Genomic DNA, 25,971 nt, shown 5'->3' with positions numbered 1-25,971 from the left:
TTCCCTCCCCTATGCCCTATTGATTTTTCCTGTTGAGAAGAATGTTTTAATTACAAACAACATTAAAATAATACTTAAACATAGGATGATTAAGCCTAGATTCATCGTAATAGCAACAGGCTCTGCTAAATCTACCGGTACCCCTCGTAAAATATCATTAAAGTTCATGAAATTAAAAGGATTATAGGGGAATAAACTAATAAGAGATGGAAAAATCATAGGTAAAAAGAATACAATAAAGTGTACAAATAATGTTAAATACATATTTTTCAGTAGCACATTTAAAATAATGGACAACAGCATGACAAAAATTGAAATGAAGAACATATAGCCAACACTTATTGCGATATATTGAAGCGTAGATATTAATGTGGCATTTCCTAGATAAATCCCGACAGGTTCTAGTGGGTTACCAAGTCCATTTAGTATCCATAACGGACTTGCACAAATAAAAATGAGTAAAATACTTGTCACTATGGATAACAAAGAAATAAGACATTTAGATAAAATATAGGTATCAAACCGCACAGGAAAGCCTTGAATTAAACTAGAATGCTCAAAGTCATCCAGTAAAATAGAGCTCGTATGGAAGCTAATAAATATGTACCAGCCTGCACCTACGTGACTAAATAAAAATAATAAAAACGGTATGTATTGAAATAGATCAGATCGTGTATCCTTTCCCTCATCTATCATCCATTTAAAATAAAGGTAGTCCATCGAATTTTGTAATTTAGAGGGTAATAACTCGGCAATATTTTCGTATCCTTCTAATTCGAATGCCTCTTGCCTTAATTTAGCGAGTTGAAGTGAAGCCTCATAATACATAGATTGTCTATCCATTGTTAATGTTGCTATTTGTAAAGCAATTTTGCTTTTTTGTTTAGTTAAATTTTTATATAAATCGCTGCCATCCCCTGATTCTGAAGCATCTTTCACTTGAAATTTTGATAGTACAGCCTGGATGGAATAATAGTCACCCTTTTTTTCAACGATTTGATTACCAACGGCCTGTGCCTTTAAATAAAACATAAAGCCGAAAACAATAATGACAACAGCGACTAACGCAACTAAATTTTTCCGATTGGCTCGCTCAATTACTAGTCCTACTTTTAATGCACGTAACACCGGCATCCTCCTCCCTTCTCAATGTTAGCTATTACTATGATAAGATATTGTGGATATTTTTTCAATTTTTAAATTTTTTTAACTTTTAAAACTTCTTACTATTATTCAAGTTTGGTACGCGTGTAAGCGACAAAAAGAAGAGGACTGTTATTTACAGTCCTCAAATGGTCAAAAAATTTCATGGATTTTATATTAAAGTAGCCTTTCCAATGTAATATTCGCTAATAATTAGTTCTTACTTTAAGTTGAATCAATGACTAAGAAATAGCTGCATTCTTCACTCAAATCATTGATAAGTCTATGCTCTTTATTGAGTCCATTTTGCAGAAATGGTTAATCAAAATGAATTCTTATCACACTTCAATCTAACAAATTAGCGTTAAAATTCATAGCCAGCGAATGGAGAGTTAGTTTCCCCTTATAAACTTCTAACGCTTTATTACATATCTAATAACAAAGCCAAATGCTCAACCCTTCTTTTATGTCAGTTGAGGATCCGTTTGATTGAATAATTGTCTGTCTATCCTTGTCTTATAATTTCCGTTAATATTACTTCCATTCTTTGCATTACCTTTAATTTTAGCTTAGACAATGTTAACTGTTTCTCTAATATATTACGGTAATCTTGTGAATAATTAGGATACAACGATTTTTCATATTCCAAGTTTTGTAGTACAAATAAAAGGTTATTATGTAAATCAACCAATTGATTATAGTTATTAATTTTAGAATTCTTATCTGTATTTATTGTAGGATCATTAACATAAATAAAAATATTTTTCCCTTCTGTGATTATATTAACTACTCTTAGTGTTGAATCCCATTCAACAGGTAGTTTTAAAGACTCACTAACAAACCTTACGGGTACCATTGTAGTTGAGTTCATAATGGTAGGTGGGTTGTCTAGAAAAGTCTCCTTCCCATTAACAATTGCTTTATACGAATTTACCTTTAATTGAATAGTTGTATTCCCTTTACTTGCTGTTATGGTTTGGGTTGAGGAATCCCAGGCAACAGTTGCATCTAATGATTCAAATATATTTCTCATTGGTAACATCGTCCTACCATTTATAGCAGTACCACTATCAAAAAATACTACATCTTTGTTAATTGCATGGACATAGCTACTATCCTCTACATAAATCAAAGAGCATAGATAAAATACAAAACTTACAAAAAATAACCGTTTTAGCATGACAATTCTCCTGTTCTATAATTATAATTAATTGTAAGTATAGTTTATTATTAGCGTTAAGAGAATACTTAATTTTCAATTTATGTTTTTTTCTCTAAAAGGTGGTTAAATCCTGATCGTGAAGCTGTTATATTTTGAACATAAAAAAGAGATACTGCTTGCACAATATCCCTTTTCTTTCGTGGAGAACCTATTGCTAAATCATTCATTTTTAGTGTTATCTAGATCTAACCACCCCTCAAATATAGAATCGTCCTTTAAATCAAAATAGTATTTTGTGAATCGCGCGAATTCTGTGGAATCGATTTCTTTATAGTTATAAAATTGATAGTAACTTTTTAAAAATTGTTCAATGTCTTTGATTTCTTCATTATCATCAAACAAATTCAAGAGCATTGCAGGCGATTTTCCATAGACATATGCACTCATATCAGATTGGTATTGATCAAGTGGTAAATTGACTGGAAGCACTAGGTCTGGATCAATGCTGTAAATCGTATAGGGTTTGCTCAGATTCAATTTTTTAAAGTTGAATAGATTTGTAGCAAATACCGCGAAGCCTTCATCTAACCAGGCATGATGAAAAGGATCATTGGTAATGACCCCGTAAAACCATTGATGGGCAATTTCATGAACCACTGTACTTTTAATCTGCTCAGAACTACTAGGACCACTGTTGTAAATCGTATGGGCTGTTACAATTCCTGGGTACTCCATGCCCATTCCATCTATGATAATATCTAGTTGTTTGAGAGGATACGGCCCCATTATTTCTTCAAAATAATTTATGACAGCTGAAGCCTCGTCTGCTATTTCTTGATATAATTCCTTTTTATTTTCCTCAAATCCAAATACTCTAATGGCGATGTCTTCGTCTTTTTCCACTAGTATTGGATCTTTTACTAGAGCAACAAATATTTCCTTCACGTTCTCAACTTCAAGTAACCCTTTGTTTGGGCTTGGAAATGCCTCTTGATCAAATGAAGACACCAACGTGTACTCCTGAGGAATGTCATAGGTTAATTTGAAATTGCTGAATGTAGTATGATACGTCTCTCCTCTAAAACGATAATCTTCTTTGTTCCATTGATGGTTTCTATATGTGGCAAGCATCGGATAAAATTGAGCTAAATGATAATTACCATTACTCTTCGTAAATCTTAAGCCCTCTTCAGGCAGAGTGAACTCATAGGAAAAATAAACTTTCATTTCTTGATGAGGTTTCAATTTTTCTTGAAGCTGAATGTTGAGTGAATCTTTTTCAAGAGTATAAGCTGCCGTTTTTCCATCAATGGTAATGTTATGGAACGCAATGGTCGATGGATGCTCCAGTTCGGGTGAGACAGCTTTTGTAAACATATTAGGTATAAAATAAAATATCAATTGTTCCCAATCATCGGTAGAGAGGTTTTTAACGACAACGGTTGATTCTAGCTGAAATTTCCCGTCATTATCCATCTTAAGTGCCATATCGTATTCACTAAAATTACCAGGGCTTATCGCCTTTGGTATAAATTCTTCTGTATTCACCTTTTGAGCAATAGTAGACGCTTCTTTCCCTTCCTGTTGATTGAACTCACAAGCAACGAGAAAAATACATACTAGTAATAAACCTGTACTCCATAATTTCTTCTTTATAATTTCCGCCCCCAATCCCAACACTATTAGCTACAATAAAAATGGTATATATATAAATTTTATATTATTATCCCAATTTAAACCATATACTTTCGATCTTTCATCTGGAATCTAGTTAATTACCAAGATGAACAAAGAAAGAAGAGCACATATTCGTGGTGATATGCTGCCTATTAGGTAGACAGATGAAAATTAAAAGCTGTTTATATTTTTAGATGTAGTTGTTGATTATGCCGTAATGGGATGACTTTGGTAAGTAACCGACGTCATCTTTTTTAATGTCCATTGCTTTCATGTGTAGTTCTGCTAAGCTTTAAACAGACTATCCTTACTGACAACAAAAAAATCCTGCATGTATATACACACAGGATTTCTTTGTCATCTTTTTAAACTAATCAATTCTATTTAGTACCACTTGCTCCAAATCCAGATGCTCCTCGGATCGTTTGTGATAATTCATCTACTTCTACTAATTGAATGGATGGGACAAATTGAATGACCATTTGGGCGATACGCATAGATTTTTCGACGATAAACGGTTCTTGACCGTGGTTGATTAAAATAACGCCGATTTCCCCTCTGTAGCCTTCATCAATTGTGCCTGGGCTATTCAGTACGGTTATACTATGCTTTAATGCTAGTCCACTTCTTGGTCGAATTTGGGCTTCCGTTCCTTTAGGTAATTCAATCTGTATACCTGTTTTAATAAGTTTGGCTACGCCTGCTGGTATTTCTACTGCTTCAATGGAGTAGAGATCCATGCCCGCATCACCAGGATTGGCTTGCATTGGTAGTATTGCATCCGCGTGTACTCTTTTGATTTTTACTTCTACGTTCATTGTTCTCCATCCTAACGATTAAAATTAAATGTGTCATCTGTAATTGGCGCTACTTTTGCTTTAGCATAGGTAGCTCCCTTTTGTGAAAAGAAATCGTATGTGGAGCCTTCATTACGAATACCGTTCATCACAATCGGATTGACTTCTTCTTCTGGAAACATTGCTTCAAAACCAACATTCATTAAGGCTTTATTAGCATTATATCGTACATAGGCTCTCACTTCAGGTGATAATCCTGTTTCCGCATAAATATCATCTGTATATTTCATTTCATTCTGATATAAATCTAATAATAGCTCATAGCCCCATAAATTTAGCTCTTCTTGTTTTTCTTTTGAAAATTGCTTGAATAGATTTTGAGCAAAAAATCCAACTGCGACACCATGGATGGATTCGTCGCGTAAAATAAGTGAAATAATCTCAGCACTGTTTCGTAGGAAGCCTTGTCCTCCTAAGTACAGCGGGTAGAAAAAGCCCGAATAGAAAAGGAAAGATTCGAGCATAACGGAGGAGAACATCGCTTTCCATAAGCTTTCTGGATCGTTTTCTTCGATACTATTATAAATATCCGCAATTTTATTGGCCTTATATTGTAGAAATTCATTTTTTTTGACCCATTCAAATAACTCATCTATTTCTTCGTTTGTACAAAGCGTTGTAAAAATATAAGAATAGGATTTGGCATGGATTGCCTCAAATGCATCAAAAACGGTTAGGACAGCCTTCTCTTGTAAATCGTCTGTATAAGCGGCCACACGATTCATCCCTATATTGGTCTGAACTGTATCCAGTAACGTTAATCCCGCGAACACTTTTTTATACGTGTCTTGATGCTCAAAGCTTTTCCACTGTTTGATATCTTTACTGACCGCAATTTCCTCAGGAAACCAAATTTGCTTCCATTGCTGGTCCCAAAATATTTGGGCAAGTTCACTCGTTGCCTTATTCCAATTGACCGCCTCATAAATTATATTTGACATGCTACACACTCCTCTAAGCTTTGTAATCGTTGACGAACATAGTAAACGGACTTAATGCCCTTTACCCATGCATAAATGTATACTTTAGCTAATTGTTCAGTTGTCCAATTATCTGTTACATAAAGCGTCATGGAAATACCTTGGTCAACGTGTTTTTGAGAAGCAGCGTACAAATCAATTAAATCATACGGATTAACATCATATGCCTCTACATATAAATGACTGTTATCATTTGTTAAATGAGGCATTGGATAAATCGTTCTACTATCTGCATAATCACGAACCTCTACACGCTCAGTACATGGCGCAATAGAAGCCGTACAGCTACGTATGTAGGAAATACTGCCAGTTGGTGCAATAGCCAAACGATAGGAATGGAATAGACCATATTGCATCACATCTTGCTTAAGCGTTTCCCACATGTTTTTCGTAATGATTGGAACATTGCCAAGTGCTTTTAACACAACGGGTGATAGTTCTTCGTCGATTTTATTGACATATTGGTCAAAGTAGCTACCTGATGCATAATCACTGTCCTCAAATCGATAAAAAGTTGCAGCTTTTTCTTTAGCCATTTCCATCGATGATTTGAGTGAATAAAAGTTCATTGCTTCCATAAAACGATCCATGAAATCAATCGATTCTTTAGAGCCATATAAAATGCCCTCCGTCACAAGATGGCCGTGGAGGTTCATACAACCAAGTCCTACTGAATGCATTAATTGATTGGCTTTTGCAACAGACGGTACATTTTTAATGTGCGTCATTTGCGACACATTTGTTAATAGGTGCATAGCCGTATCGATTAAGGCTTCGAAATCATTGACCTTACTTGCTGCATGAATATCAATCGATCCTAAGTTACAGGATACATCTAATCCATAGTCATTCGGTTGATCTTGATCTGTAATAATGCTTGTTTCTTGAACTTGCAGGATTTCGGTACATAGATTGGACATTTTTACGCGACCGATGTTTTTTAAAGGATGCACTTCATTGACATTATCATCAAAAATTTCAAACGGATAGCCCGATTCAAATTGTGCTTTTTTCACTTCTGTATACAGCCTACGTGCATTCAAACGTTTAATTTTACGAATTTTAGGGTTATCAAGTAGCTCATAGTACATATCTGAAATGGAAATCTCAGACATGCGTTTGCCATATTCTTTGAAAATATCATATGGGCTGAACAAGACAATATCTTTATCACGTTTCATAAGTTCGAAGAAAATACTTGGTATAATTATTCCTGTTGATAATGTTGCGAGGCGAATTTTATCATCGGCATTCGGTTTTTTAGATGAAATAAAATTTTCAATGTCTGCATGGAAAATATTTAAATAGACAACACCAGAGCCATTTCGCTGCCCTAGTTGATTGGAATAACTGAAAGAATTTTCTAACAGTTTAGCAACTGGGATGACACCACTGGCACGATTTAGAATCTCTTTAATAGGGTCACCTAAAGGGCGTAAATCAGTTAAGTTAACTCCAACCCCACCGCCAAGTCTTGATAGCTCTAAGCAATAACCAATATTTTCAGCAATGCTATTCATGGAATCATCCATCGATAATTTAAAGCAGCTCACTAATTCACCACGTGCTTTTTTACCACTATTTAATGCTGTTGGTGTAGCAGGCTGATAAGCTTCCATCATTGCTTCGACAGAACGTTCTGCTAGCACCGTATTCCCTTGTGCTAAATACAAGGCGATAATGACAATACGGTCCTCATATTTTTCTAAAATCTCTTCTCCATCACGACTTTTCATAGCATAGCTATCGTAAAATTTACTTGCACTCATAAAGGATGGGAAGCGGAAATTATAATCATATGCTTTTTTGTACAGCTTCTTAATAAATTCCATTTCATACATGTCGATAAATGCTTTCTCGTAGTAGCCCTCATCAACTAAATAACGGATTTTTTCTTCAATATCAATAAAGTAACGTAAACGCACGTTGACATACTCTAAAAAGTAGCGGCGTGTAGCTTCACGATCCTTTTCTAATTCAAGTAGCCCAGTTGAACTATAACGATTCAGTACGTCATTATTTAGCTTTAAATAGGTTTTCATCTTATTACCCTCGTTTCATAAAACGTTTGTATGGCTTCATAATCTGTTTGATTGCCTCGTAAATCTAATTTTCTTACTAAGGGTACATGATAGGTAGCAGCGATTTTCTCGCCAGCAGCCCCAAATACGTTGTGCCCAAAGTTACTATTCCCACTGGCAACTACACCTTTACAAAAATCTCTGTTTTTTTCTAAAAAACGTTCCACTTTTGCAGGGATATCACCTAAGCCATCAGTATAAGTAATTAAAAGATAAGGCTTATTCAATTGTAATTCCTCAGAGAGCTCAACAGACTCTGCCCTTAATTTGGAAACAATATTCCGGACATTTCCTGTACGACTTGCGTAAACGATCATAGAACAATCATCTCAATATGAGAAACTATGTCCTTAACATCTCCTATAAATGTATTATTCATTTCTAAAACAGGCACACTTAAAAAACCTGCATCGATTATTGTTTGTTTAGCTTGTTCATCGTGATCAATGTTGACGATTTCTGCCTCAAGTCCTGCACGTTGTAATTCAGATTTTACCCAAAGGCATTTTGGACAGATTGTTTTCGTATAAAGTTTCATAGAAATCCCTCTTTTCATATAATAAAAAGCTATCTCCTCTAGAGAGATAGCTAAATGGAAACGTTACCATACCAAAAATACTGACGTTCCCATTTCTTAATCCCCGAAGAAATGATTAATTGTTTTATAGAGGCAGGTCTCCTGGCTTTGCTTCATCCTCTGATTCCCTTCCCATGCGAATGCACAGTGGTTGTAATCATTGTCAGCTTCACAGTTGCGGGGACAGCGTCGGAATTGTACCGAACTTCCCTTTTAAACTACATATAGTAGCACCTATATAAAACGAACACAATATATAGTTGTTGTTCAATAGTTTTAAGTGTACCATCCTTCATATAAAAAGTAAATCTAGATTCTAAACTTCTTTATTTTTTGATTATTCATTATTTTTAATCATAACTTTCGAAGGAATTTCTCCATCTATTATTTATATCTTAATTCATTGTGTATCTAAACTATGTACGAGATTTTCTGTTACTACGGATCTATGAGCATTAAATATACTAGCGTATTTCACATAGAAACAGCCTATATTCTAAAGAATAATAGACTGTTTGACATGTCGAACGTATGGATTACTCGATTTCGACAAATAAGGACAATTCCTTATAAAATTCAGGCGTTGCTGCCGAATTCACTTGAAAATGAGGATTATATTTTGATAAAAGTTTATAGAGAGTAGTTGCGGTTAACAGATTCTGTTCTTGATCGAAAGCCCTGAAACTTTCATAGACCTCCTTCACTTTACCATTTATTGAATGACAAAAAAACTGTTGAACATCTGCATCCTCTAAATAATCCTTTTCCCATCTGTAACATATTAAATTTGTTAGGAAAAACATTTCTAATCCAGGCATTTTTCCAACTTCAATGAGCAATGACATTCCATAATGAAATGCATTTTCCAACCATTTTATGCCGTGGCGATCTTTGTAAAAGCGCATCAACTTTTGTAACCCATGTCCTTGCTCCTTCACTAGATAAGCATGGATATTTGTATGACCAGCAGTTCTTTCCCATTCATCGAGAGAGAATTTATACTTCCTTACCAGTTTCATCCAAAGCTTTTGAAGCTTGTCTTCAGAAAGGTATTGTGTTTGTTGATTCCATCTTAGAAAAATGTCTAAACTTTCTAATACCAAGCCTCTTTCCATTTCAAAATGATCCAATTTTCTATATAAAACTTTTTGATTCATATCTATGTTGTCCATTATGTCTTCAGATTTGTTCATTTTGCATTCCATTTAATTATTCACTTCACTTCAGATTTTTTATCTACTATCATGACATGTCTCGATTAATTCATGCTTGATCGTTAAATAGGCATCATTAATAGATGTATAATCATTTGGGTTTTCTTCTATTAACTTCCTAATATAAAGCTGTAATGGCCTAATATGCTCACCAGAAAGGTTGTTCATAATTTGCTGCTTTAACTGATTTATATAAAATGAAATTGAATGTGATGTCATCTTGTTCACCCCTATTTATTCATAAAAAAAACATCTTGCCCTAATGGGAAGATGCTAGCTATGACTGACATACTTCATAGTTCTTCAACCAATATAAAATAAGTCGTCTATATTGAATAAAGACTCTTTTTTTGGTTGTCGCACTATGAGTATGATGAAGGTAATTCGTCACACTCAACACCCCCTATCCGCGTAGGTTTTGGCTGTACTAGATAAAGGCAGGTCTCCTGGCTTATGATCATCACACATTTTTCCCTTCCCATTACATACATAACAGTGGTTTTTAAAATGTGCTCCCAATTACAGTTGCGGGACAGCGACGGCTTTTCACCGTTCTTCCCTTTTAAACAAATTCTATTGAATTTGTACCTTTATCCTTTTATTCCGTTTTTTATAGTATAACATATCATTCTACGTTCTCTGACAAAACCCTATGAAAATCTACAGAACAACACTTAAGAAACCACCTACCTCTTAACAAGTAGATGGTTTCAGCATTTATTGAGCGAAGATGTCATTGTTCTTACTTCTTTACGGTTTCACTACTGTCTTGAAAGAATTTTTCAAGTATATCATCTGTAAAATCAGCGAATGTTTGATAGATATACTGAGGATTTCGATCCTTATCAATGACGACAGACCTAACCCCTTCATAGAAATCCTCATGATTTAAAAAGTTTTTTGCCAAGATTAAATCAGTCGCAAAGCATTCTTCTACCGTTTTATGTTGAGCATCTATCAGCTGCTTTAATGTAATTTTTAAGGATGATGGAGATTTAGATAGAAGCAACTGCTTTGTTTCTTGTGCAAATTTGCTTGGGTCATTGTCTAAGGATTCGACTATCTTCTCCACTGTATGTTTTGAGAAATGTTGATCGATTTCATTTTGAAGGCTGGCAAGCTCACTGTTTGCTGTTGGTGTACTTGAATAGTCCTCTATTAATTGCTTTAGAGCTGTGCTAGTTTCCACTGTATGCCAGTTCGTTTGTTCAATGCGTGTGAGGAATGCGTGTAAATGATCGCTCGTCATATAGCTATCTGCACCATTAGCAAAGAGAACATCTGCAGCTTGGATGATCGAAGCTGTTAAAGCTAAGTAATATCCTACATAGCCAGGCGCTTTATTTAGAAAATAGGCAGCTCCAACATCAGGAAAGAAGCCAATATTCATTTCTGGCATAGCCCATTTTGTTCGCTCTGTCACAATTCGGTGGCTAGCCCCATACGTTAAACCAACCCCACCTCCCATGACAATGCCATCAAGGCAAGCAATGATAGGCTTTGGGTAGTGATAGATTGCCCTATCTATGTGATATTCTTCCTCAAAAAAGATTTCGGCATTTTGGAAAGCTTCCTGACTGGAGCGAGCTTTATAGAGTGTTTTAATATCACCCCCAGCACAAAAGCCCTTTTCGCCAGCACCTCTTAGAATAATCAAGTGAATTTGATCATTCGCCTGCCATTCCTTTAGTTTCTCACCAATGGGCTTTAGCATTTCTATAGAAAGTGAGTTTAAAGCTTGAGGACGATTCAGCGTAATGCTTGCTGCGCCACCCTCACTGACGGAAAATATTACTTCATTTGTCATAGTAGTTTCCTCCCTTACAAATGTTTAAAGTTGGGCTGTCTTTTGTCTATAAACGCTTGAACGCCTTCTCTAGCATCCGCTGTTAAAAATAACTCAGCAAAGCGTGTTCGTTCTAATTCCAACCCTTTTTGGAGATGATCCTTCCCACCTTGAATTATACATTCAATTGTACGGGATACACTTGTCATACTTTTGCCCTCAACAAAAGACTGAGCAAGGGCTTTGGCAGTTGGCAGAAGCTCATCTGGCTCCGTCACCACTTGAATAATACCTAGTTGTAGTGCTTCATCAGCACTTAATTGCTTGCTTGTTAAAATTAATTGTAGAGCCTTTGCTTGCGTTGTTATTCTGCTCAGTCGTTGAGTGCCTCCGAATGTCGGCAGTAAGCCAAGCTTTAATTCTGGTAAACCAACAATGGCATTACTTGAAGCAATCCTGAAATGACAGCCTAACGCTAGCTCTAGTCCTCCTCCAAGGGCTGGCCCATTAATAGCAGCAATAACAGGCTTTTTCATGGCTTCAATTTCATCACATAGCGCTTGGCCTGCCTCAGCCATTTGTAATGCTCTATCCTGTTGCCCAAAGGCAGCAACAAATTCCTTTATATCTGCTCCCGCAGCAAAAAATCGTCCAGAGCCGGTCACAATGATGGCTCTCGTCTCTTCATCCTCAGCTAATTCTTTAAAAATGACACGAAGATGTTCAATAGAAGCTGATGACAACGTATTTGCTGGTGGATGATTTAAATGAATAAGCGTGATGGAATCTTCTTTACTAACATTGGCAAATGTATCAACCATGATTTTTCCCTCCTGTTTATGATAATGAACTGATCGATTTTGGATTGTTGATGATCCCTCTTGCAATCTCTCGCTTTTTCATAAAGAGATTCTGATGGAGTGGGATGTTTAAGCGCTGAATATGATCTAACCTTGTTTTTCGCTTTTGTTCATTTGTTTCAGCAGCACAAATAATGTCGATTGTCCTTTTTTCTATTTTACGATAGCCTTCTTGACAAAGAATATCTGTCATCAAATGTTTCATATTGTCACATGCGTTCTTTTCCGTCCGCAGTAAAGAAGCTTCCATAACATAAATATCTTTTACTATATCAGCTAGCAGACGCATATATTCCTGCTCTTGCTCCAATTGAATCTGTGCGTCAGCAATGACAGCGATGGCTATTTGCATTAAGTACTTGGCAAGACGGATGTATTGCTGATTCTTTTCTGCTGGTTGATATGCTACTGGAGCATTTTCGGTAGAGGTTGCTTGTGAATACTTCTTATATAGTAGCTTCGCCATTGTTAAACGGTTGATTTCATTTGTTCCTTCAAAAATACGGCTAATTCTAGCGTCACGATATAAGCGTTCAACCTCGTAGTCTTGCATATAGCCATAGCCACCATGGATTTGTACAGCTTCATCTACAATTTTCCCAAGCACTTCTGAGCAATTGACTTTATTGAGTGCGCATTCCAGAGCGAAATCAGCTATTTTTTGAACCATTGACTCTTTATCCGTAACTTCCATCGCATCATCTATTTCTCCTGCTGTCCTGTATGCAGCACTTTCCGCCCCATAGATGGAGGTTGCCATATCCGCAAGTTTTTCCTGTATCATGGTAAAATGAACGATTGGCTGGTGAAATTGCTTCCGTTCCCTACCATACGTTACAGCTAACTGAAGTGCCTGCTTGGAAGTGCCGATGTTGGAGAAAGCTAGCTTTAGGCGTGCCATGTTCAATATATTCATCGCTACTTTATGGCCTTTTCCAACCTCGCCAAGAACATTTTCCCTCGGCACGACAACATCCTGTAAAATAAGCGTAGCTGTCGAGGATCCTTTAATGCCCATTTTCTCCTCTTCTTGTCCAATAGATACACCGCTAAATGTACGTTCTACAATGAATGCAGTCATGCCTTCACTCGTTTTCGCAAAAACAACAAAGAGATCTGCTAGCTGTGCATTGGTAATCCATTGCTTTTCACCATTTATTACCCATGCAGAGCCGTCCTCGTTTAAAATGGCATTTGTTTTGGGATGTAGTGCATCTGAGCCTGCGTCTGGCTCCGTCAGAGCGTAAGCACCAATCCATTCACCTGAAGCCAGCTTTGGTAGGTATTTCAGCTTTTGGGACGCATCGCCAAAATAGACATAGGGCAATGTGCCGACTCCTGCGTGAATATTGTAAGATACACTGAATGAGCTGCCATAGCCCATTCTTTCTGCAACTAACCCGGAAATTTTTTTATTAAGTTCTAGCCCTCCATAGGCCTCGGGTATTTCGATGGCTAGTAAACCAAGATCACCAGCTTTTTGAAATAACCGCCGAGTGATGTCATATTGATGCTGCTCAATAGCTGCCATATTAGTGGCAACATCTTGTTTGATGAACAGCTCTGCGGTTTTTGCTATGAGCCCTTCCTCCTCCTGAAAGTCCTCAGGTGTAAAAATGGTCCTTTTGTTTTCTAATGTATCCATGCTAGTCCTCCTTGAAAGAAAGAGGAGAAAAGTAAACTTTTCTCCTACTTTATTTCCTCTTTAGGTAAGATGGTTTTCGCCAGCTCACTATCTAAATCTTCAAATTTGTAATAGGAGATGGTTTCATATAATTCACTTCTTGTTTGCATATCCTCAATAGCTTCTTTTTGAGTCCCTGTCTTTTTTATTAAGCCAAACACTTGCTCATAGGCTTTGGCTGCTACTCTCATCGATGTAACGGGATATATAACCATCGAATAGCCCATCTTTTCAAATTCCTTAGCCGTATAATACGGTGTTTGTCCAAATTCAGTCATATTGGCTAATAACGGAGCATCTAGCTCACTAGCAAAATGTTTAAATTCCTTTTCTGTTTGGAGAGCCTCTGGAAAAATGGCATCTGCCCCAGCTGCCACATAAGCTTTAGCTCTTAAAATAGCCTGCTCTAAACCTTCTACAGACCTTGCATCTGTGCGGGCAACAATTACTAACGTAGGAGCTATTTGTTTAATCATTTTTATTTTTTGTATCATTTCCTCTTGAGCAACGAGTGTTTTCCCATTCAAATGACCACATTTTTTTGGAAGATTTTGATCCTCTAGCTGTACAGCAGCTACTCCAGCCTCTACCATTTCACGAGCTGTGCGGGCAACATTTAAGACACCACCAAAGCCAGTATCGATATCCACTAGCAGCGGTAAATTAGTCGCACGAATAATTTCGCTCGCACGCTGTGCAACTTCATTTGAATAAATCATGCCTAAATCAGGTAAGCCTCTACTGGCAGTGTAGGCAGCGCCAGAAAGATATAATGCCTCAAAGCCAACTTTTTTAGCCATTAAGCCAGCCATTGCATCATGAGCTCCTGGGATTTGTAAAATCGTTGAACGAGTAATGAGTGTTCGAAATTGTTCAGCCAATTGTTTTTGTGCTATTGCTTCATTTACAATCCACGCCATCTATAAAAACCTCCTAATAATCAATGATGCCTCGGCATATTTACGTCCGAAAGCGGCTGTGATGCAGGTCAGTTAGCCGTTATCGCAAGGATGGGAGGATTTTAGGCTAACATCCTTTATTAACTCCTTCCCGATTCGTGACATTCGCCAGAGGCTTTAATTTCCTGAAAGAAGTTAAACAAATAAATTAACGAATTCATGAACAGCACTATTTTCAAGAAGTGCTTGATCAGCACAAACTTCATTAATCTTGCTGTGTTGTTTTTGAGAATAATGGGTGCTAATGTTTTGCTGGAACTTATGGATGATTTGAGGGAATGCTTCCTCACGACGGAAACGGTGTCCTAAAGGATATTCACATTCAATAAGCTCAGATGATGTGCCATCTTTGTAATAAACTTGAACAGCATTGGCAATCGAACGTTTCTCAGGATCTAGGTAATCAATTGTATATTGGGGTTTTTCCACAACCACCATTTTATTTCTTAAATTATCGATACGTGGATCTGCAGCCACTTCATCTTCATAGTGGTCTGCTGTAATATCACCATAGATAAGCCCTATTGCTGTAATGTATTGAAGACAGTGATCACGATCAGCTGGGTTATTAAGAGGTCCTTCCTTATCGATAATTCGTATAGCGGATTCATGGGTCGTAATTTGAATGCGTTCAATGTCCTGTAAACGATTTTTCACTTCATTGTGTAAATGAACGGCACATTCGGCAGCTGTTTGTGCATGGAATTCAGCTGGATAAGAAACTTTAAATAGAACATTTTCCATCACATAAGATGCTAGTGGTCTAGCAAGCTTTAATTCTTGCTTATTAAAGAGAACATCTTGGAAGCCCCAGCCAGGTGCAGATAAGGCCGTTGCATAGCCCATTTCGCCTTTCACAGCCATCATGGCTAAGTGTACTGCCCTGCTTGTTGCATCACCAGCAGCCCATGATTTTCTAGAACCCGTATTCGGTGCATGGCGATATGTTCGTAGGCTCGAATTATCAATCCAAGCATTTGATAAGGCGTTGACAATTTCCTGATGAGTGCCACCTAATGCCTTTGTCACAACAGCTGTTGTCGCAATTTTGACAAACAGTACATGGTCTAACCCAACACGATTTAAGCTATTTTCTAATGCGAGAATACCTTGTATTTCATGGGCCTGTATCATCATTTCTAATACGTCTTTCATTTTAAGTGGCTCTTTCCCTTCAGCAACACGCACGCGACTCAAATAATCAGCCACAGCTAATATGCCCCCTAAATTATCGGAAGGGTGTCCCCATTCAGCCGCAAGCCAAGTGTCGTTGTAATCCAGCCAACGAATCATACAACCGATATTAAAGGCACCTTTTACAGGATCAAGAACATAGGAAGTGCCTGGAACTCGTGTACCATTGGGAACGACTGTGCCTGGTACTACTGGGCCAAGAAGTTTCGTGCATTCAGGATATTGTAAGGCCAAAATGCCACACCCTAATGTATCTAATAATACATAGCGTGCCGTTTCGTATGCTTCTTCACTTGTAATAGTTGTATTTACTACGTAATCCGCAATATCTGTAAGTAATTGATCTGTCTTAGATATGTCATTTGTTTTAATCATCTATATCTTCCTTTCAAGGCATGAATTTGATATACTAGTATGCTGATAGGCATTGGTCAGAATGCCCATCAGCTCTATGGCGAGTTGTTAAAACTTGATTATACCGACAATTCTTCAAGGTTATGACGCTCGCCAATATAATGGACACGAGGTCTAAATAATCGGTTATTGTCATGCTGCTCAATGACGTGAGCACATAAGCCAATCGTTCGTGAGCCAAAAAAGATAGGTGTATAGATTTCAATTGGCAAGCCAAGCATGTAGTATACTGGTGCTGCATAATAATCTAAATTTGGGTACAAGCTCTTTTCTTGTGCCATCACCTTCTCACCAGCTTCACACATGTGATATAAGCGATCATCCCCTTGTGCCAAACATAATTTATGCAAAGCCTCTTTCATAATTTGTGCTCTTGGGTCCATCTTTTTCATATAAACACGGTGACCAAAGCCCATAATCTTTTCTTTATTTTGCAGTTTATTTTTCAGCAAGGCTTCAAAGCCTGCTACTGTTTTGGCTTCTAGAAGCATGTACATGACTGCCTCGTTGGCCCCTCCATGTAAATTTCCTTTCAATGATGCGACAGCTCCAGTTAAAGCACCGTACAAATCAGATTGTGTAGAGGCGATAACACGAGCTGTAAACGTCGAATTTGGCATCTCATGCTCACTATATAAAACGAGAGACTGATCAAAAATTTCTTCTTCTAACGCCGTTGGTTTTCTACCAGTAATCATGTAATAAAAATTGGCGCTATAGGAAAGCTGACTATCTGGCTCCACAACATCTTGTCCGTTTAAGACACGATAGCTATTGGCTACGATGTTAGGCATACCGCCTAAAAGTCTATAAGCTCGCGTCAAGTTCATTTCAGTAGAACGATCATTGATGTGCTGATCAAAGCCTGCTAAAACAGAAATTCCAGTTCTCAGTCCATCCATCGCATGTGTTTCATTAGGCAAGAGCTTGAAGATTTGGAAGATCTCTTGCGGAACCTGATAATGTGCTTTTAATTTGTCCTGTAAGTCAGCCTGTTGCTCGGCAGTAGGAATTTCGCCATGCAGTAGCAAGTAGACAATGTCTAAATACGAATATCTTTGTGATAATTCAATCAAGTCGTAGCCTCGAATAACAATTTGACTTCCTACAGTGTCTAAAAAAGATAATTTTGTTTCAGCAGCAATGATCCCATCAAGACCTGGTGAATAAGTTAACTCCATTCAATGACAGCCCCTTTGTTTAATTATTCTTGTAAGCGTTACCATTCCAACACGAAAGAACAACAAAAAAACAACTTCTACCCCTTTTTAGAAGTTGTTAATCTACAAAAGCATGACAGACCAAATAACAGTGAATTTATAGGAATTCACAAAAATCATGCAGTAGCTAACACCTCCCTATCCTCGTAGGTCAATTGATGCTTATTTTGTGGCAGGTCTCCTGACTTATAATCAACACTTCAATAACACCTTCCCATTTTGACAAACAAAACAGTGGCCTTGTTATCGAGCTCCTAAATACAGTTGCGGGACAGTGTTGGACTCTCACCAACTTCCCTTTTAATCAAATGGAATGGACTCCATTTGAACCACCAAAATTTAGCATATTCAATTTGTCTATTTACCTTAACATAGAGTTTTCAAAACAATCAATATAGGTAAAATTCAGAAAAGACTGATTATAAAAAGCTATTTTTCATTTTTGATTGACTATTCTGCATTTTTGAGCATTATTTTGTACAAAAAAAGATTGTTCATCTATACCAATAACTCCATTTTCAAGGATTACAAGTGAAATAGAGGTCTTTATAATAAGAAAGGCGAATAGTTATTTTATAATATAGAGGAGGAGCCAATATGGGCTATATTTCAGAATTAAGGAAATACATCGGCAGTAGACCGATTATCAGTATCGGGGCGACAATTCTTGTAGTCAACGATGACAAGAAAATTCTCTTTCAACATCGTTCAGATACGTTGGATTGGGGATTACCTGGTGGCTCAATGGAACTGAATGAAACGCTAGAAGAAGCTGCTACCCGTGAACTTCATGAAGAAACAGGACTGGTAGCGAATGAATTGGACTTGATTGGTGTTTTTTCAGGGCCAAATTATTATTTTCAATATCCAAATGGAGATGAAATCTATACAGTTATTCATCTTTATAGTGCGAAAAATGTCAGTGGTGTATTAGAGATGAGGGATGGTGAGAGTTTGAATCTTACCTATTTCAGTAAAAATGAGCTACCAGATCATCTTGAGAAAAGAACAAAAACACTCTTAGACAATCTAGAGGACAAATTGTGGAATTTAGATAGTTCTTTTGCAAAGAATTCTCTTTAAATAACAAAGAGCATGCTTTTTATGAAAACATGCTCCCATCTTAACTATTAGGTTATTACAGTCTAACCTTAACCTCTGTACCGTCTTGTGCCTTGACATCTACTAGCACGAGCCCTTTATAATTTTGTAGTTCCTTGATAATAGGCTTGAGCATTTCTTTGTCAATGAATGGAAAGGAAAAGTCGATTTTTTTTCTGTCGAAGTATGCCTTTGTCCATTTGTTGACACTTTGCTGAATCCATTTTGAAGTCAAAATGGAAAGAACAATGGTTAGCACAGCATATGGAACAGGAACGGTAAAACGAACGTCTTTTGCTTTCACTTTTACATGCATCATAAGTCGCCTCTACTCAATGAAAACTGAAACGGTATCTCCGTTTGCCGATTTTATGTCCACAATTTGTCCATCTAATTCATTTTCGATGGCTTCAAGAAGAAGATTGATATCGATATCTTTCACGTATTTTTCCGATTGCGGAATACTCGCAGCGATACTGTGTCCAGCCATTAACACAGCCTTGACAAGTTTTATAGGCAAATTCACAGTGACATTATCATTTTCAGTGGACACCACACGAACCTTTAACGTTTTATCTAAATACTTCGTTTTTTCCAGAAATTTATTACCTGACTCCTCTTTCTCTTGTAACACTTGAATCAGCTCTGACCCTTTATCAGCATCAATTTTTCCCTCTTGAATCATGGTTAACACTTTAGTAATTTCCTCTTTCATGTAGCATTCCTCCCTATTCGTCTTTTAAGAGTTTTATGGCCTCATCAGTTGTTATTTCGCCATTTTCCAACATGCTTACAATTTTTTTCTCGTCTACTTCATTTTTCTTCTTTTGGACATAACCAAGGGATGAGATAATGTCATTTAGCTTGCCTCGCACAGTTGGGTACGAAATGCCCAGTTCCTTTTCTACTTCCTTAATATTCCCTCGACATGTTAAAAATACTTCCACAAAATGAAGCTGATCCTGTGATAAGGATGCTAGCTTCGACAATTCAAACTCATTTTCAATCGTCGTTTGACAATGAGAACACTGTAACTTCGTAATTTTCAATGTTTTACTGCAGACAGGACAATTTGTGATTACTTGATAAGCCATAGTGAACTCCTTCCTTTAAGTTAAATTGATTATATACCAAATAATTTAAAAAAGTAAATAATAAAATTAATTTATTCAATGAAAATATCAATAAAGTTAATTTGTTAATTAATATTATTAATAAAAAGAAAAACGCCATTCTAATGCAAAATGGCGTTTCTTTAATAGATGACTCTTACTAATGTTTGGAGCAAATGAGGTAATCCAACTGGCCCCTATCATTACCTTTCCCCAGCCCATACCTCCATGACCATTGTATACGTGTTTTCTATATTATGATCATTTCGTTTTATGTTTTCTTTCTCGCGGGTGTGAAGGCAAAATAGCATGATATAATTGTTGTGAAGCGGGATGCTGATATGCTCCATCCTTTCCAATCTCCTCCACTAGCCGACCATGCTGCATGACAAGGATACGGTCTGACATAAAACGTGTTGCCTGTAAATCATGCGAAATGAAAATGTAAGCAAGCTGTCGCTCTTTTTGAAGTGTTTGTAGTAACTGTATAATCTTTTTTTGTAAAATCATATCAAGACTGCTAATCGCTTCATCTAAGACAATTAATTTTGGCTTTAGCGCAAGAGCTCTAGCGATGTTGACTCGTTGCTGTTGTCCCCCACTAAGCTGCGAAGGATAGTTTTGAGCCATTGCCCTCTCTAACTCTACACAGTCTAGTAATTCTCTTACTTTATGTTGTCGCTCTGTTTTGCTAAAATCTTCGAAATTCAGAAACGGTTCTTCGAGTATTTCAAAAATCGTCTGTTTCGGATTAAATGAATGATAGCTATTTTGAAAAACTGCCTGTAAATCTCTACGTATTCTTTTTTTATGCTTGCTTGGTGCTTCGTATAAATTGACACCTTGAAAGAGCAACTCCCCGTTTGTTGGTCGTTCGATTCCTAAAATAATACGACCTAATGTGCTTTTTCCTGAACCACTTTGACCGACTATTCCTAGACATTCCCCCTCCTGAAGTGAGAATGACACCTTCTGTAATACGGGAACTTCCTGCTTACGCTGGAATAGAAATGGTCTTTGAGCGTAATGCATATCAATATTTTTCACGTCTAGCAGCGTCATTTTTTCACCTCTAAAATAGCATTCTTGCTTGTAATAGTTTCTTTGTATAGGCATGCTGAGGTGCATCAAAGAAATCATAGACATTCGTTTGCTCAATGATTTTTCCTTGATACATAACAGCCACATCGTCAGCTAGTTCAGCAATAACACCTAAATCATGTGTAACAAGAAGTATGGCAGCTTCTGTTTCTACGCGAATACGATCAAATAGTGTTAATACTTGTTTTTGATTGATCGTATCAAGAGCTGTCGTTGGTTCATCAGCAATATAGAGGGAGGCTTGTAGCGCCAATGATAAGGCAATCATCACTCGCTGTAGCATGCCACCACTCAACTGAAAAGGATAATAGTGTAAAAGCTGCTCTGGATTTGGTAAATGCACTTTATGTAAGGCATCAAGAGCTATTTGTCTCATTTCTTTTTTGGTCAGCTTAAAGTGTGCCTTTAATGTTTCTCTGAAATGGCTTTCAATCGTTTGGATACGATCGAAGGCAGCGGATGGATTTTGCAAAATCATCGAAAGATGCCGCCCACGATATGCTCTTAATTGAGTAGCCGAAACATTCATTAAATTTTCCTGCTGATAAAGAACTTCCCCTTGTGTCACCTGTGCGATAGATGGTAATGTTTGCATGATGGCATGGCAAAGCATGGTCTTGCCACTACCACTTTCTCCTATGATTCCTAAGACACGCCCTTTATAGGCTGTCAGATTGATAGTGGTTAATACATTTTTCTCCCCAATTTTGACGTTTAAATCTTTCACTTCTAAAACCTTCTCCATAACTTCACCTTTCACGAATCAAACTTCTTTAAACGATTGGCTAAATGATTAAACAATAACACCACTAGGACAATGGCAAGCCCAGGATAAAGCATTAAATCGGGATGCTGACGGATATATTGTTTCCCTTCATTTACCATCATGCCCCATTCTGGAATCGGCGACTGCACGCCCAGACCTATAAAGGAAAAGCCAGCGATTTCTAAAATGACTTTCCCGATATCTAACGCCACAATCGTGACAATAGCTGGCAGTATGTTAGGGATATAATGGCGAATGATTAATTTAATGCCTGTAGTGCCAGTAATCCTAGCAGCTTGAATAAAGTCTTTTTCATTCATCCCAATACATAAACTTCGAACCATTCTGGAGTAATAAATAAGCTGTGTAAAAATAAGGGCTATTAAAACATTTTTTAAGCTAGGGCCTAATACACCTAAAAGTCCAAATGCAAGTACCAGTGTCGGAAAAGCTAATAAAACATCACATATTCGAATAAATACCACATCGATTATACCTCTTTTCAACGCTACAAAGGCACCAAGTAGGACAGCTAAAACAATAGCAACGACTTGAATGAAGAGTGCTGATCCTAATGAATAGCGAATACCTAAAAGCATGCGAGAAAAGACGCATCTTCCTAAGTGATCTGTACCGAATGGGTAATCCCAGGAAGGGGCTAAAAATTTCTTAGTTATATCGACAGCTAACGGATCATGTGGCATTAAAATGGGTGCAAACAATCCCAGTAAGACAATGATTACAAGGAGGGATAAGCTAAATAACCCTAGAATAGGATCTCTTCTTTTTCGTAATCGCTTCATGTCAATCTCTCCTGTCCTTCATCATCAGATGAGGGTCCAATAGACGATGCAATACATCTGTGCATAGATTGGTCAACACATAGATCACAGCAATAATCAATACATAGCATTGTACAACGGGGTAATCCCTGTTCGTAATGGATTCGATTAAATACCTACCGAGTCCTGGCCAACTAAAAACTTGCTCCACAATTACAGCTCCACCTAGTAAACTACCGAGCGTCATACCTAATAAGGAAGTCAAAGGTATGGCAGCATTTCGTAACACATGACGTTTGAGGATTACAGAATTTTTTAATCCTCTTAGCTGCGCATATTGAACATATTGCTGCTGTAATTCTTCCTGGATAGTGGAACGAATAAACTGGATGAACAGACCAATGGTTGGCAATGCCAGTGCGAAGGCTGGTAAAACTAAATGAGCGAGTGTGCCCTTTCCGTTTGTCGGAAAGAGCCCTAATTTTAAGCTAAATAGATAGAGCAGTAGGAAACCTAACCAAAATGTTGGAATGGATACGCTCAATATGCTAAAGAATCTAATGATTTTATCGATGATGGCATACTTAGACAATGCACTCATAATCCCTAATGGTATACTGAATACTAAAATGAGGACAAATGCGGCAAGAGCTAATTCAATTGTTGCAGGTAATTTCGCGAATAGCTCATGTGCTACTGGTAATTTACTCACAAAGGATGTACCAAAATCTAGCTGTAAAACGCCTTTTCCCCATAGCAAATATTGAAGAACGAAAGGTTTGTCCGTCCCTAGTTCTTCGCGTAATGCCTGAACAGCTTCCTCGGTTGGAGCAACTCTTGCCAATCGTAGGATGACCTCAGCAGGCTCTATCGGTACAAAACGAATAAATACAAAGGTTAGGATGGAAACTCCTAGTAAGACAAACGGCAAAGTCAAAATTCTTTTTAAACAAAACATCCATGTCGATTCATACATGCTGTCACTTCCTACTCACTCCTATGATAAAGAGAGAGCTGTCTTTGCAAGACATACTCTCTCTTTTTTATTACTCTTTATCCATTTGTGCATAGGGAATATCATATTCAGATGCACGTGGAGCAAAATCCTTCATATATGGTTGATAAATTACATTATTTGTTTCGTAAGAGATAGGATAGAAAAGTGCTTGATCATGGAATATGGATAAAATATCCGTGTAAAGCTGCACTCGTTCCTCTTCATCTGTTCCCACTAATAATTGATGGATTTTCGTATCGATGTCTGTGGCGTTAGGTAAGCCTAATTTTGCCTCATAAACACCACTAGCATTTGGCGTAGCTGACTCATTTGCAAAGCTATGTGGGTCGGTTGGTGGTCCGTTTGTACGCCAGAAATTAATATCCACCTGATCATCCATTAATTTTTGAAGACCGACCATCACATCTGCACCTTCTAAATTCAACTGTACCCCTATTTTTGCTAGTTCACCTTGCATTAATTCCGCCATTGGCTTTTGGATTGCATCTGTTGCGATGTAGATTAAATCTAATGATAATGGTTGCCCGTTTTTCGAACGAATTTTTTCGCCCTTCTGTAACGTCCACCCTGCCTCATCTAGTAGTTGCTGCGCTTTTTCAGGATTATATAAGATTGGCGCTAACTCTATATTGGCATAAGGAATGGCATCCCAAAATAATGTGTTAGCCACTTTTTCTGTACCATGTGTAATACTGTCAACCATTTGTTCCTTATTGATAGCATATTGAATGGCCTGACGAACCTTTAATTCGGCTAACGGTCCCGACTGAGTATTGAAGAGTAACGCTTTCGTAGACAAAGGCTCAGAGGTAGCGGTTTTGTATTTACTGCTATCTTTTAAATACGTATAGTTATCTAAACTAATGATGCCACGACCATAAATTAAATCTAATTCCTCGTTTTCAAATGCTAATGAAATCGATTCTGAATCTGGGATAATTTTAACTTTAATTTGTTTTACGAGAGGCTTTTCTCCCCAATAGTTTTCGTTGCGACTAAATAAAGCATATTCATCTTTTTTGTACTCGGTTAATACCCATGGACCTGTTCCAATAGGTGCCTTGATCGAATCTTGTGTCGCATCTCCGGCTGGGAATCCATTATCCCCTAAAAAACGGAATGGTCTTACAAAGGCAAGCTCGTTTAAGACAGGATAATAAGGTTCATCTAATTGCAAGCGAATTGTAAAATCATCCACTTTCACAACCTCTTTCATATGGTTGACCATACCCATCCAAGAATGCATTTCCCGATCCGCTAATACTGCATTGAAATTACGAATCACATTATCTGCATTAAACGCAGTTCCGTCTGAATACTTAACACCTTTTCTTAAATGAAAAGTATAAGTAGTTTTATCTTCTGATATGTCCCAGCTTTCTGCTAGCTTTGGACTAACAGTTCCATCGTCGTTGTATTCCACCAAGGATTCATAGACCATCGCTTGTGCGGTCATTTGATTGGGTAAATATGTATGGGGGTTCAATGGGCCGACATCTAATGGCCACCCAATTGTTATCATTTTTTCATTTGTTTGCTGTGTTCCTGTCTCTCCCTTTTCTTGATCTGTGCTTGTACAACCAGCAAGTACGCTGAAAGTTAACACAAGGATGAAGGGAAGTACATACTTAGTCAATCTCATTTTTCTGTCTCCTATCTCTATTCGTGGTACAAATGAATCTAGTTATAGATAGATGGAAAGAAGGTATCAACAATGCGTTCAAATTTTTCGAGCTAACGAGTAGAAGTTGATTTGCATTGTGCAGACACCTTTTCAAAGTTTGTGATATCAGCTAGAGGCTTTAGACACACCGACATTGCCACAGGACGTGGTGCTTCTTGACGTTCAGAGGGCATTTAAACAGCCATTGACTATTTATCTTCTTCAGAAAAAGAAGTCTTCTGTATGTGCTACTACAAAAACATTTGCTGAATCAAACTAAAAAAACCTTATTCTAAAAAAGAATAAGGACAGAAAAACTTACAATGAGTAAGCCTCCATCCATCTCCCTATCTTTCGTAGATCATCAATGAATCTCCTTACAAGCAGGCATTCTGGCTCATGAATCATGATTTTGCTTCACCTTCCCAAGTAATCACTTAGTGGTATTTGAAACAAAACTCCTCATTTACAGCTGCGGGACAGCATGGGATTTACACCCATTTTCCTTTTAATTGAATGAAAGTCTTTTTCACTCAAACTTGTAATGATCGCTATGAAATTCGTTATAAACATAACATGCTCGATTGTTCACGTCAATTTTATTTTCTGAATATAATAAA

The 25,971-nt window shown here is 37.3% G+C and carries 25 protein-coding genes and 4 riboswitches; of the genes, 1 reads left to right on the top strand and 24 read right to left on the bottom strand.

What is annotated here, in order from left to right; translation table 11 throughout:
- Positions 1-9: 9 nt before the first annotated feature.
- From AC6BKE_RS19185 to mmgD, 16 genes are all read right to left on the bottom strand, one after another.
- Positions 10-1,134 carry an ABC transporter gene (locus AC6BKE_RS19185; RefSeq protein ID WP_499857699.1) on the bottom strand — a complete coding sequence of 375 codons (1,125 nt, stop codon included), beginning with the start codon at positions 1,132-1,134 and terminating at the stop codon, positions 10-12.
- A 514-nt stretch (positions 1,135-1,648) separates the two neighbouring features.
- Positions 1,649-2,323 (bottom strand): copper amine oxidase N-terminal domain-containing protein, encoded by a 675-nt coding sequence (locus AC6BKE_RS19180; protein ID WP_080717127.1) that lies wholly within the window; start codon positions 2,321-2,323, stop codon positions 1,649-1,651.
- A gap of 201 nt (positions 2,324-2,524) precedes the next feature.
- Positions 2,525-3,982 (bottom strand): M1 family metallopeptidase, encoded by a 1,458-nt coding sequence (locus AC6BKE_RS19175; protein WP_499857697.1) that lies wholly within the window; start codon positions 3,980-3,982, stop codon positions 2,525-2,527.
- 380 nt (positions 3,983-4,362) lie between these two features.
- Positions 4,363-4,800: a dUTP diphosphatase gene (dut, locus tag AC6BKE_RS19170; RefSeq protein WP_101966662.1), complete on the bottom strand. Its 438-nt coding sequence runs from the start codon at positions 4,798-4,800 to the stop codon at positions 4,363-4,365.
- A gap of 11 nt (positions 4,801-4,811) precedes the next feature.
- Positions 4,812-5,780: a class 1b ribonucleoside-diphosphate reductase subunit beta gene (gene nrdF, locus AC6BKE_RS19165; protein ID WP_036126298.1), complete on the bottom strand. Its 969-nt coding sequence runs from the start codon at positions 5,778-5,780 to the stop codon at positions 4,812-4,814.
- Positions 5,768-7,861: a class 1b ribonucleoside-diphosphate reductase subunit alpha gene (gene nrdE, locus AC6BKE_RS19160; RefSeq protein ID WP_340809014.1), complete on the bottom strand. Its 2,094-nt coding sequence runs from the start codon at positions 7,859-7,861 to the stop codon at positions 5,768-5,770. Before nrdE ends, nrdF begins: the two co-directional genes overlap by 13 nt.
- Entirely contained in the window at positions 7,858-8,217 is a 360-nt protein-coding gene (gene nrdI, locus AC6BKE_RS19155) for a class Ib ribonucleoside-diphosphate reductase assembly flavoprotein NrdI (RefSeq protein WP_141904342.1), read from the bottom strand. Before nrdI ends, nrdE begins: the two co-directional genes overlap by 4 nt.
- Positions 8,214-8,438 carry a glutaredoxin family protein gene (locus AC6BKE_RS19150; RefSeq protein ID WP_036126306.1) on the bottom strand — a complete coding sequence of 75 codons (225 nt, stop codon included), beginning with the start codon at positions 8,436-8,438 and terminating at the stop codon, positions 8,214-8,216. The genes nrdI and AC6BKE_RS19150 overlap by 4 nt, the downstream gene beginning before the upstream one ends.
- A gap of 114 nt (positions 8,439-8,552) precedes the next feature.
- A riboswitch (cobalamin riboswitch) is annotated at positions 8,553-8,730 on the bottom strand.
- Between the two features lie 283 nt (positions 8,731-9,013).
- Positions 9,014-9,670 (bottom strand): hypothetical protein, encoded by a 657-nt coding sequence (locus tag AC6BKE_RS19145; RefSeq protein WP_180957801.1) that lies wholly within the window; start codon positions 9,668-9,670, stop codon positions 9,014-9,016.
- Between the two features lie 39 nt (positions 9,671-9,709).
- Complete coding sequence (locus AC6BKE_RS19140; protein WP_499857692.1) at positions 9,710-9,910, bottom strand: hypothetical protein; 201 nt, start codon at positions 9,908-9,910, stop codon at positions 9,710-9,712.
- A 200-nt stretch (positions 9,911-10,110) separates the two neighbouring features.
- A riboswitch (cobalamin riboswitch) is annotated at positions 10,111-10,298 on the bottom strand.
- Between the two features lie 135 nt (positions 10,299-10,433).
- On the bottom strand, positions 10,434-11,498 hold the full coding sequence (locus AC6BKE_RS19135; protein ID WP_036126313.1) for an enoyl-CoA hydratase/isomerase family protein: 1,065 nt from the start codon (positions 11,496-11,498) through the stop codon (positions 10,434-10,436).
- A gap of 14 nt (positions 11,499-11,512) precedes the next feature.
- On the bottom strand, positions 11,513-12,298 hold the full coding sequence (locus AC6BKE_RS19130; protein WP_036126315.1) for an enoyl-CoA hydratase-related protein: 786 nt from the start codon (positions 12,296-12,298) through the stop codon (positions 11,513-11,515).
- 16 nt (positions 12,299-12,314) lie between these two features.
- Positions 12,315-13,982 carry an acyl-CoA dehydrogenase FadE gene (locus AC6BKE_RS19125; RefSeq protein WP_499857689.1) on the bottom strand — a complete coding sequence of 556 codons (1,668 nt, stop codon included), beginning with the start codon at positions 13,980-13,982 and terminating at the stop codon, positions 12,315-12,317.
- 44 nt (positions 13,983-14,026) lie between these two features.
- Entirely contained in the window at positions 14,027-14,941 is a 915-nt protein-coding gene (prpB, locus tag AC6BKE_RS19120) for a methylisocitrate lyase (protein ID WP_036126321.1), read from the bottom strand.
- 174 nt (positions 14,942-15,115) lie between these two features.
- The gene (locus AC6BKE_RS19115) at positions 15,116-16,549 is read right to left on the bottom strand and encodes a bifunctional 2-methylcitrate dehydratase/aconitate hydratase (RefSeq protein WP_499857686.1); all 1,434 of its coding nucleotides are present in this window, start codon (positions 16,547-16,549) and stop codon (positions 15,116-15,118) included.
- A 98-nt stretch (positions 16,550-16,647) separates the two neighbouring features.
- Positions 16,648-17,769, bottom strand: a complete 1,122-nt coding sequence (gene mmgD / locus AC6BKE_RS19110) for a citrate synthase (RefSeq protein WP_499857684.1) — start codon at positions 17,767-17,769, stop codon at positions 16,648-16,650.
- Between the two features lie 193 nt (positions 17,770-17,962).
- Positions 17,963-18,157: riboswitch (cobalamin riboswitch) on the bottom strand.
- 248 nt (positions 18,158-18,405) lie between these two features.
- Here mmgD and AC6BKE_RS19105 point away from each other — a divergent pair.
- Positions 18,406-18,891 carry an NUDIX hydrolase gene (locus AC6BKE_RS19105; RefSeq protein ID WP_499857682.1) on the top strand — a complete coding sequence of 162 codons (486 nt, stop codon included), beginning with the start codon at positions 18,406-18,408 and terminating at the stop codon, positions 18,889-18,891.
- A 55-nt stretch (positions 18,892-18,946) separates the two neighbouring features.
- Here the strand turns inward: AC6BKE_RS19105 and AC6BKE_RS19100 are convergent, their stop codons facing one another.
- From AC6BKE_RS19100 to nikA, 8 genes are all read right to left on the bottom strand, one after another.
- A complete protein-coding gene (locus tag AC6BKE_RS19100) occupies positions 18,947-19,228 on the bottom strand; it encodes a hypothetical protein (RefSeq protein ID WP_036126328.1) in 282 nt (93 codons plus the stop codon).
- 9 nt (positions 19,229-19,237) lie between these two features.
- Complete coding sequence (locus AC6BKE_RS19095) at positions 19,238-19,624, bottom strand: SHOCT-like domain-containing protein (protein WP_036126329.1); 387 nt, start codon at positions 19,622-19,624, stop codon at positions 19,238-19,240.
- 13 nt (positions 19,625-19,637) lie between these two features.
- Positions 19,638-20,003, bottom strand: a complete 366-nt coding sequence (locus AC6BKE_RS19090) for a DUF2089 domain-containing protein (RefSeq protein WP_141904351.1) — start codon at positions 20,001-20,003, stop codon at positions 19,638-19,640.
- A gap of 279 nt (positions 20,004-20,282) precedes the next feature.
- Positions 20,283-21,083, bottom strand: a complete 801-nt coding sequence (locus tag AC6BKE_RS19085; RefSeq protein WP_499857679.1) for an ABC transporter ATP-binding protein — start codon at positions 21,081-21,083, stop codon at positions 20,283-20,285.
- 10 nt (positions 21,084-21,093) lie between these two features.
- The gene (locus AC6BKE_RS19080; RefSeq protein WP_499857677.1) at positions 21,094-21,882 is read right to left on the bottom strand and encodes an ABC transporter ATP-binding protein; all 789 of its coding nucleotides are present in this window, start codon (positions 21,880-21,882) and stop codon (positions 21,094-21,096) included.
- Positions 21,879-22,691 carry an ABC transporter permease subunit gene (locus tag AC6BKE_RS19075; RefSeq protein WP_499857675.1) on the bottom strand — a complete coding sequence of 271 codons (813 nt, stop codon included), beginning with the start codon at positions 22,689-22,691 and terminating at the stop codon, positions 21,879-21,881. The genes AC6BKE_RS19080 and AC6BKE_RS19075 overlap by 4 nt, the downstream gene beginning before the upstream one ends.
- Position 22,692: 1 nt before the next feature.
- Positions 22,693-23,646 (bottom strand): nickel ABC transporter permease, encoded by a 954-nt coding sequence (gene nikB, locus AC6BKE_RS19070; RefSeq protein ID WP_036126343.1) that lies wholly within the window; start codon positions 23,644-23,646, stop codon positions 22,693-22,695.
- 70 nt (positions 23,647-23,716) lie between these two features.
- Positions 23,717-25,330 carry a nickel ABC transporter substrate-binding protein gene (nikA, locus tag AC6BKE_RS19065; protein ID WP_231745060.1) on the bottom strand — a complete coding sequence of 538 codons (1,614 nt, stop codon included), beginning with the start codon at positions 25,328-25,330 and terminating at the stop codon, positions 23,717-23,719.
- A gap of 386 nt (positions 25,331-25,716) precedes the next feature.
- Positions 25,717-25,909, bottom strand: a riboswitch (cobalamin riboswitch).
- Between the last annotated feature and the right edge of the window lie 62 nt (positions 25,910-25,971).

It is taken from the genome of Lysinibacillus sp. COL-1 (assembly GCF_059814265.1).
This window is presented reverse-complemented; position numbering and strand designations above follow the sequence as displayed.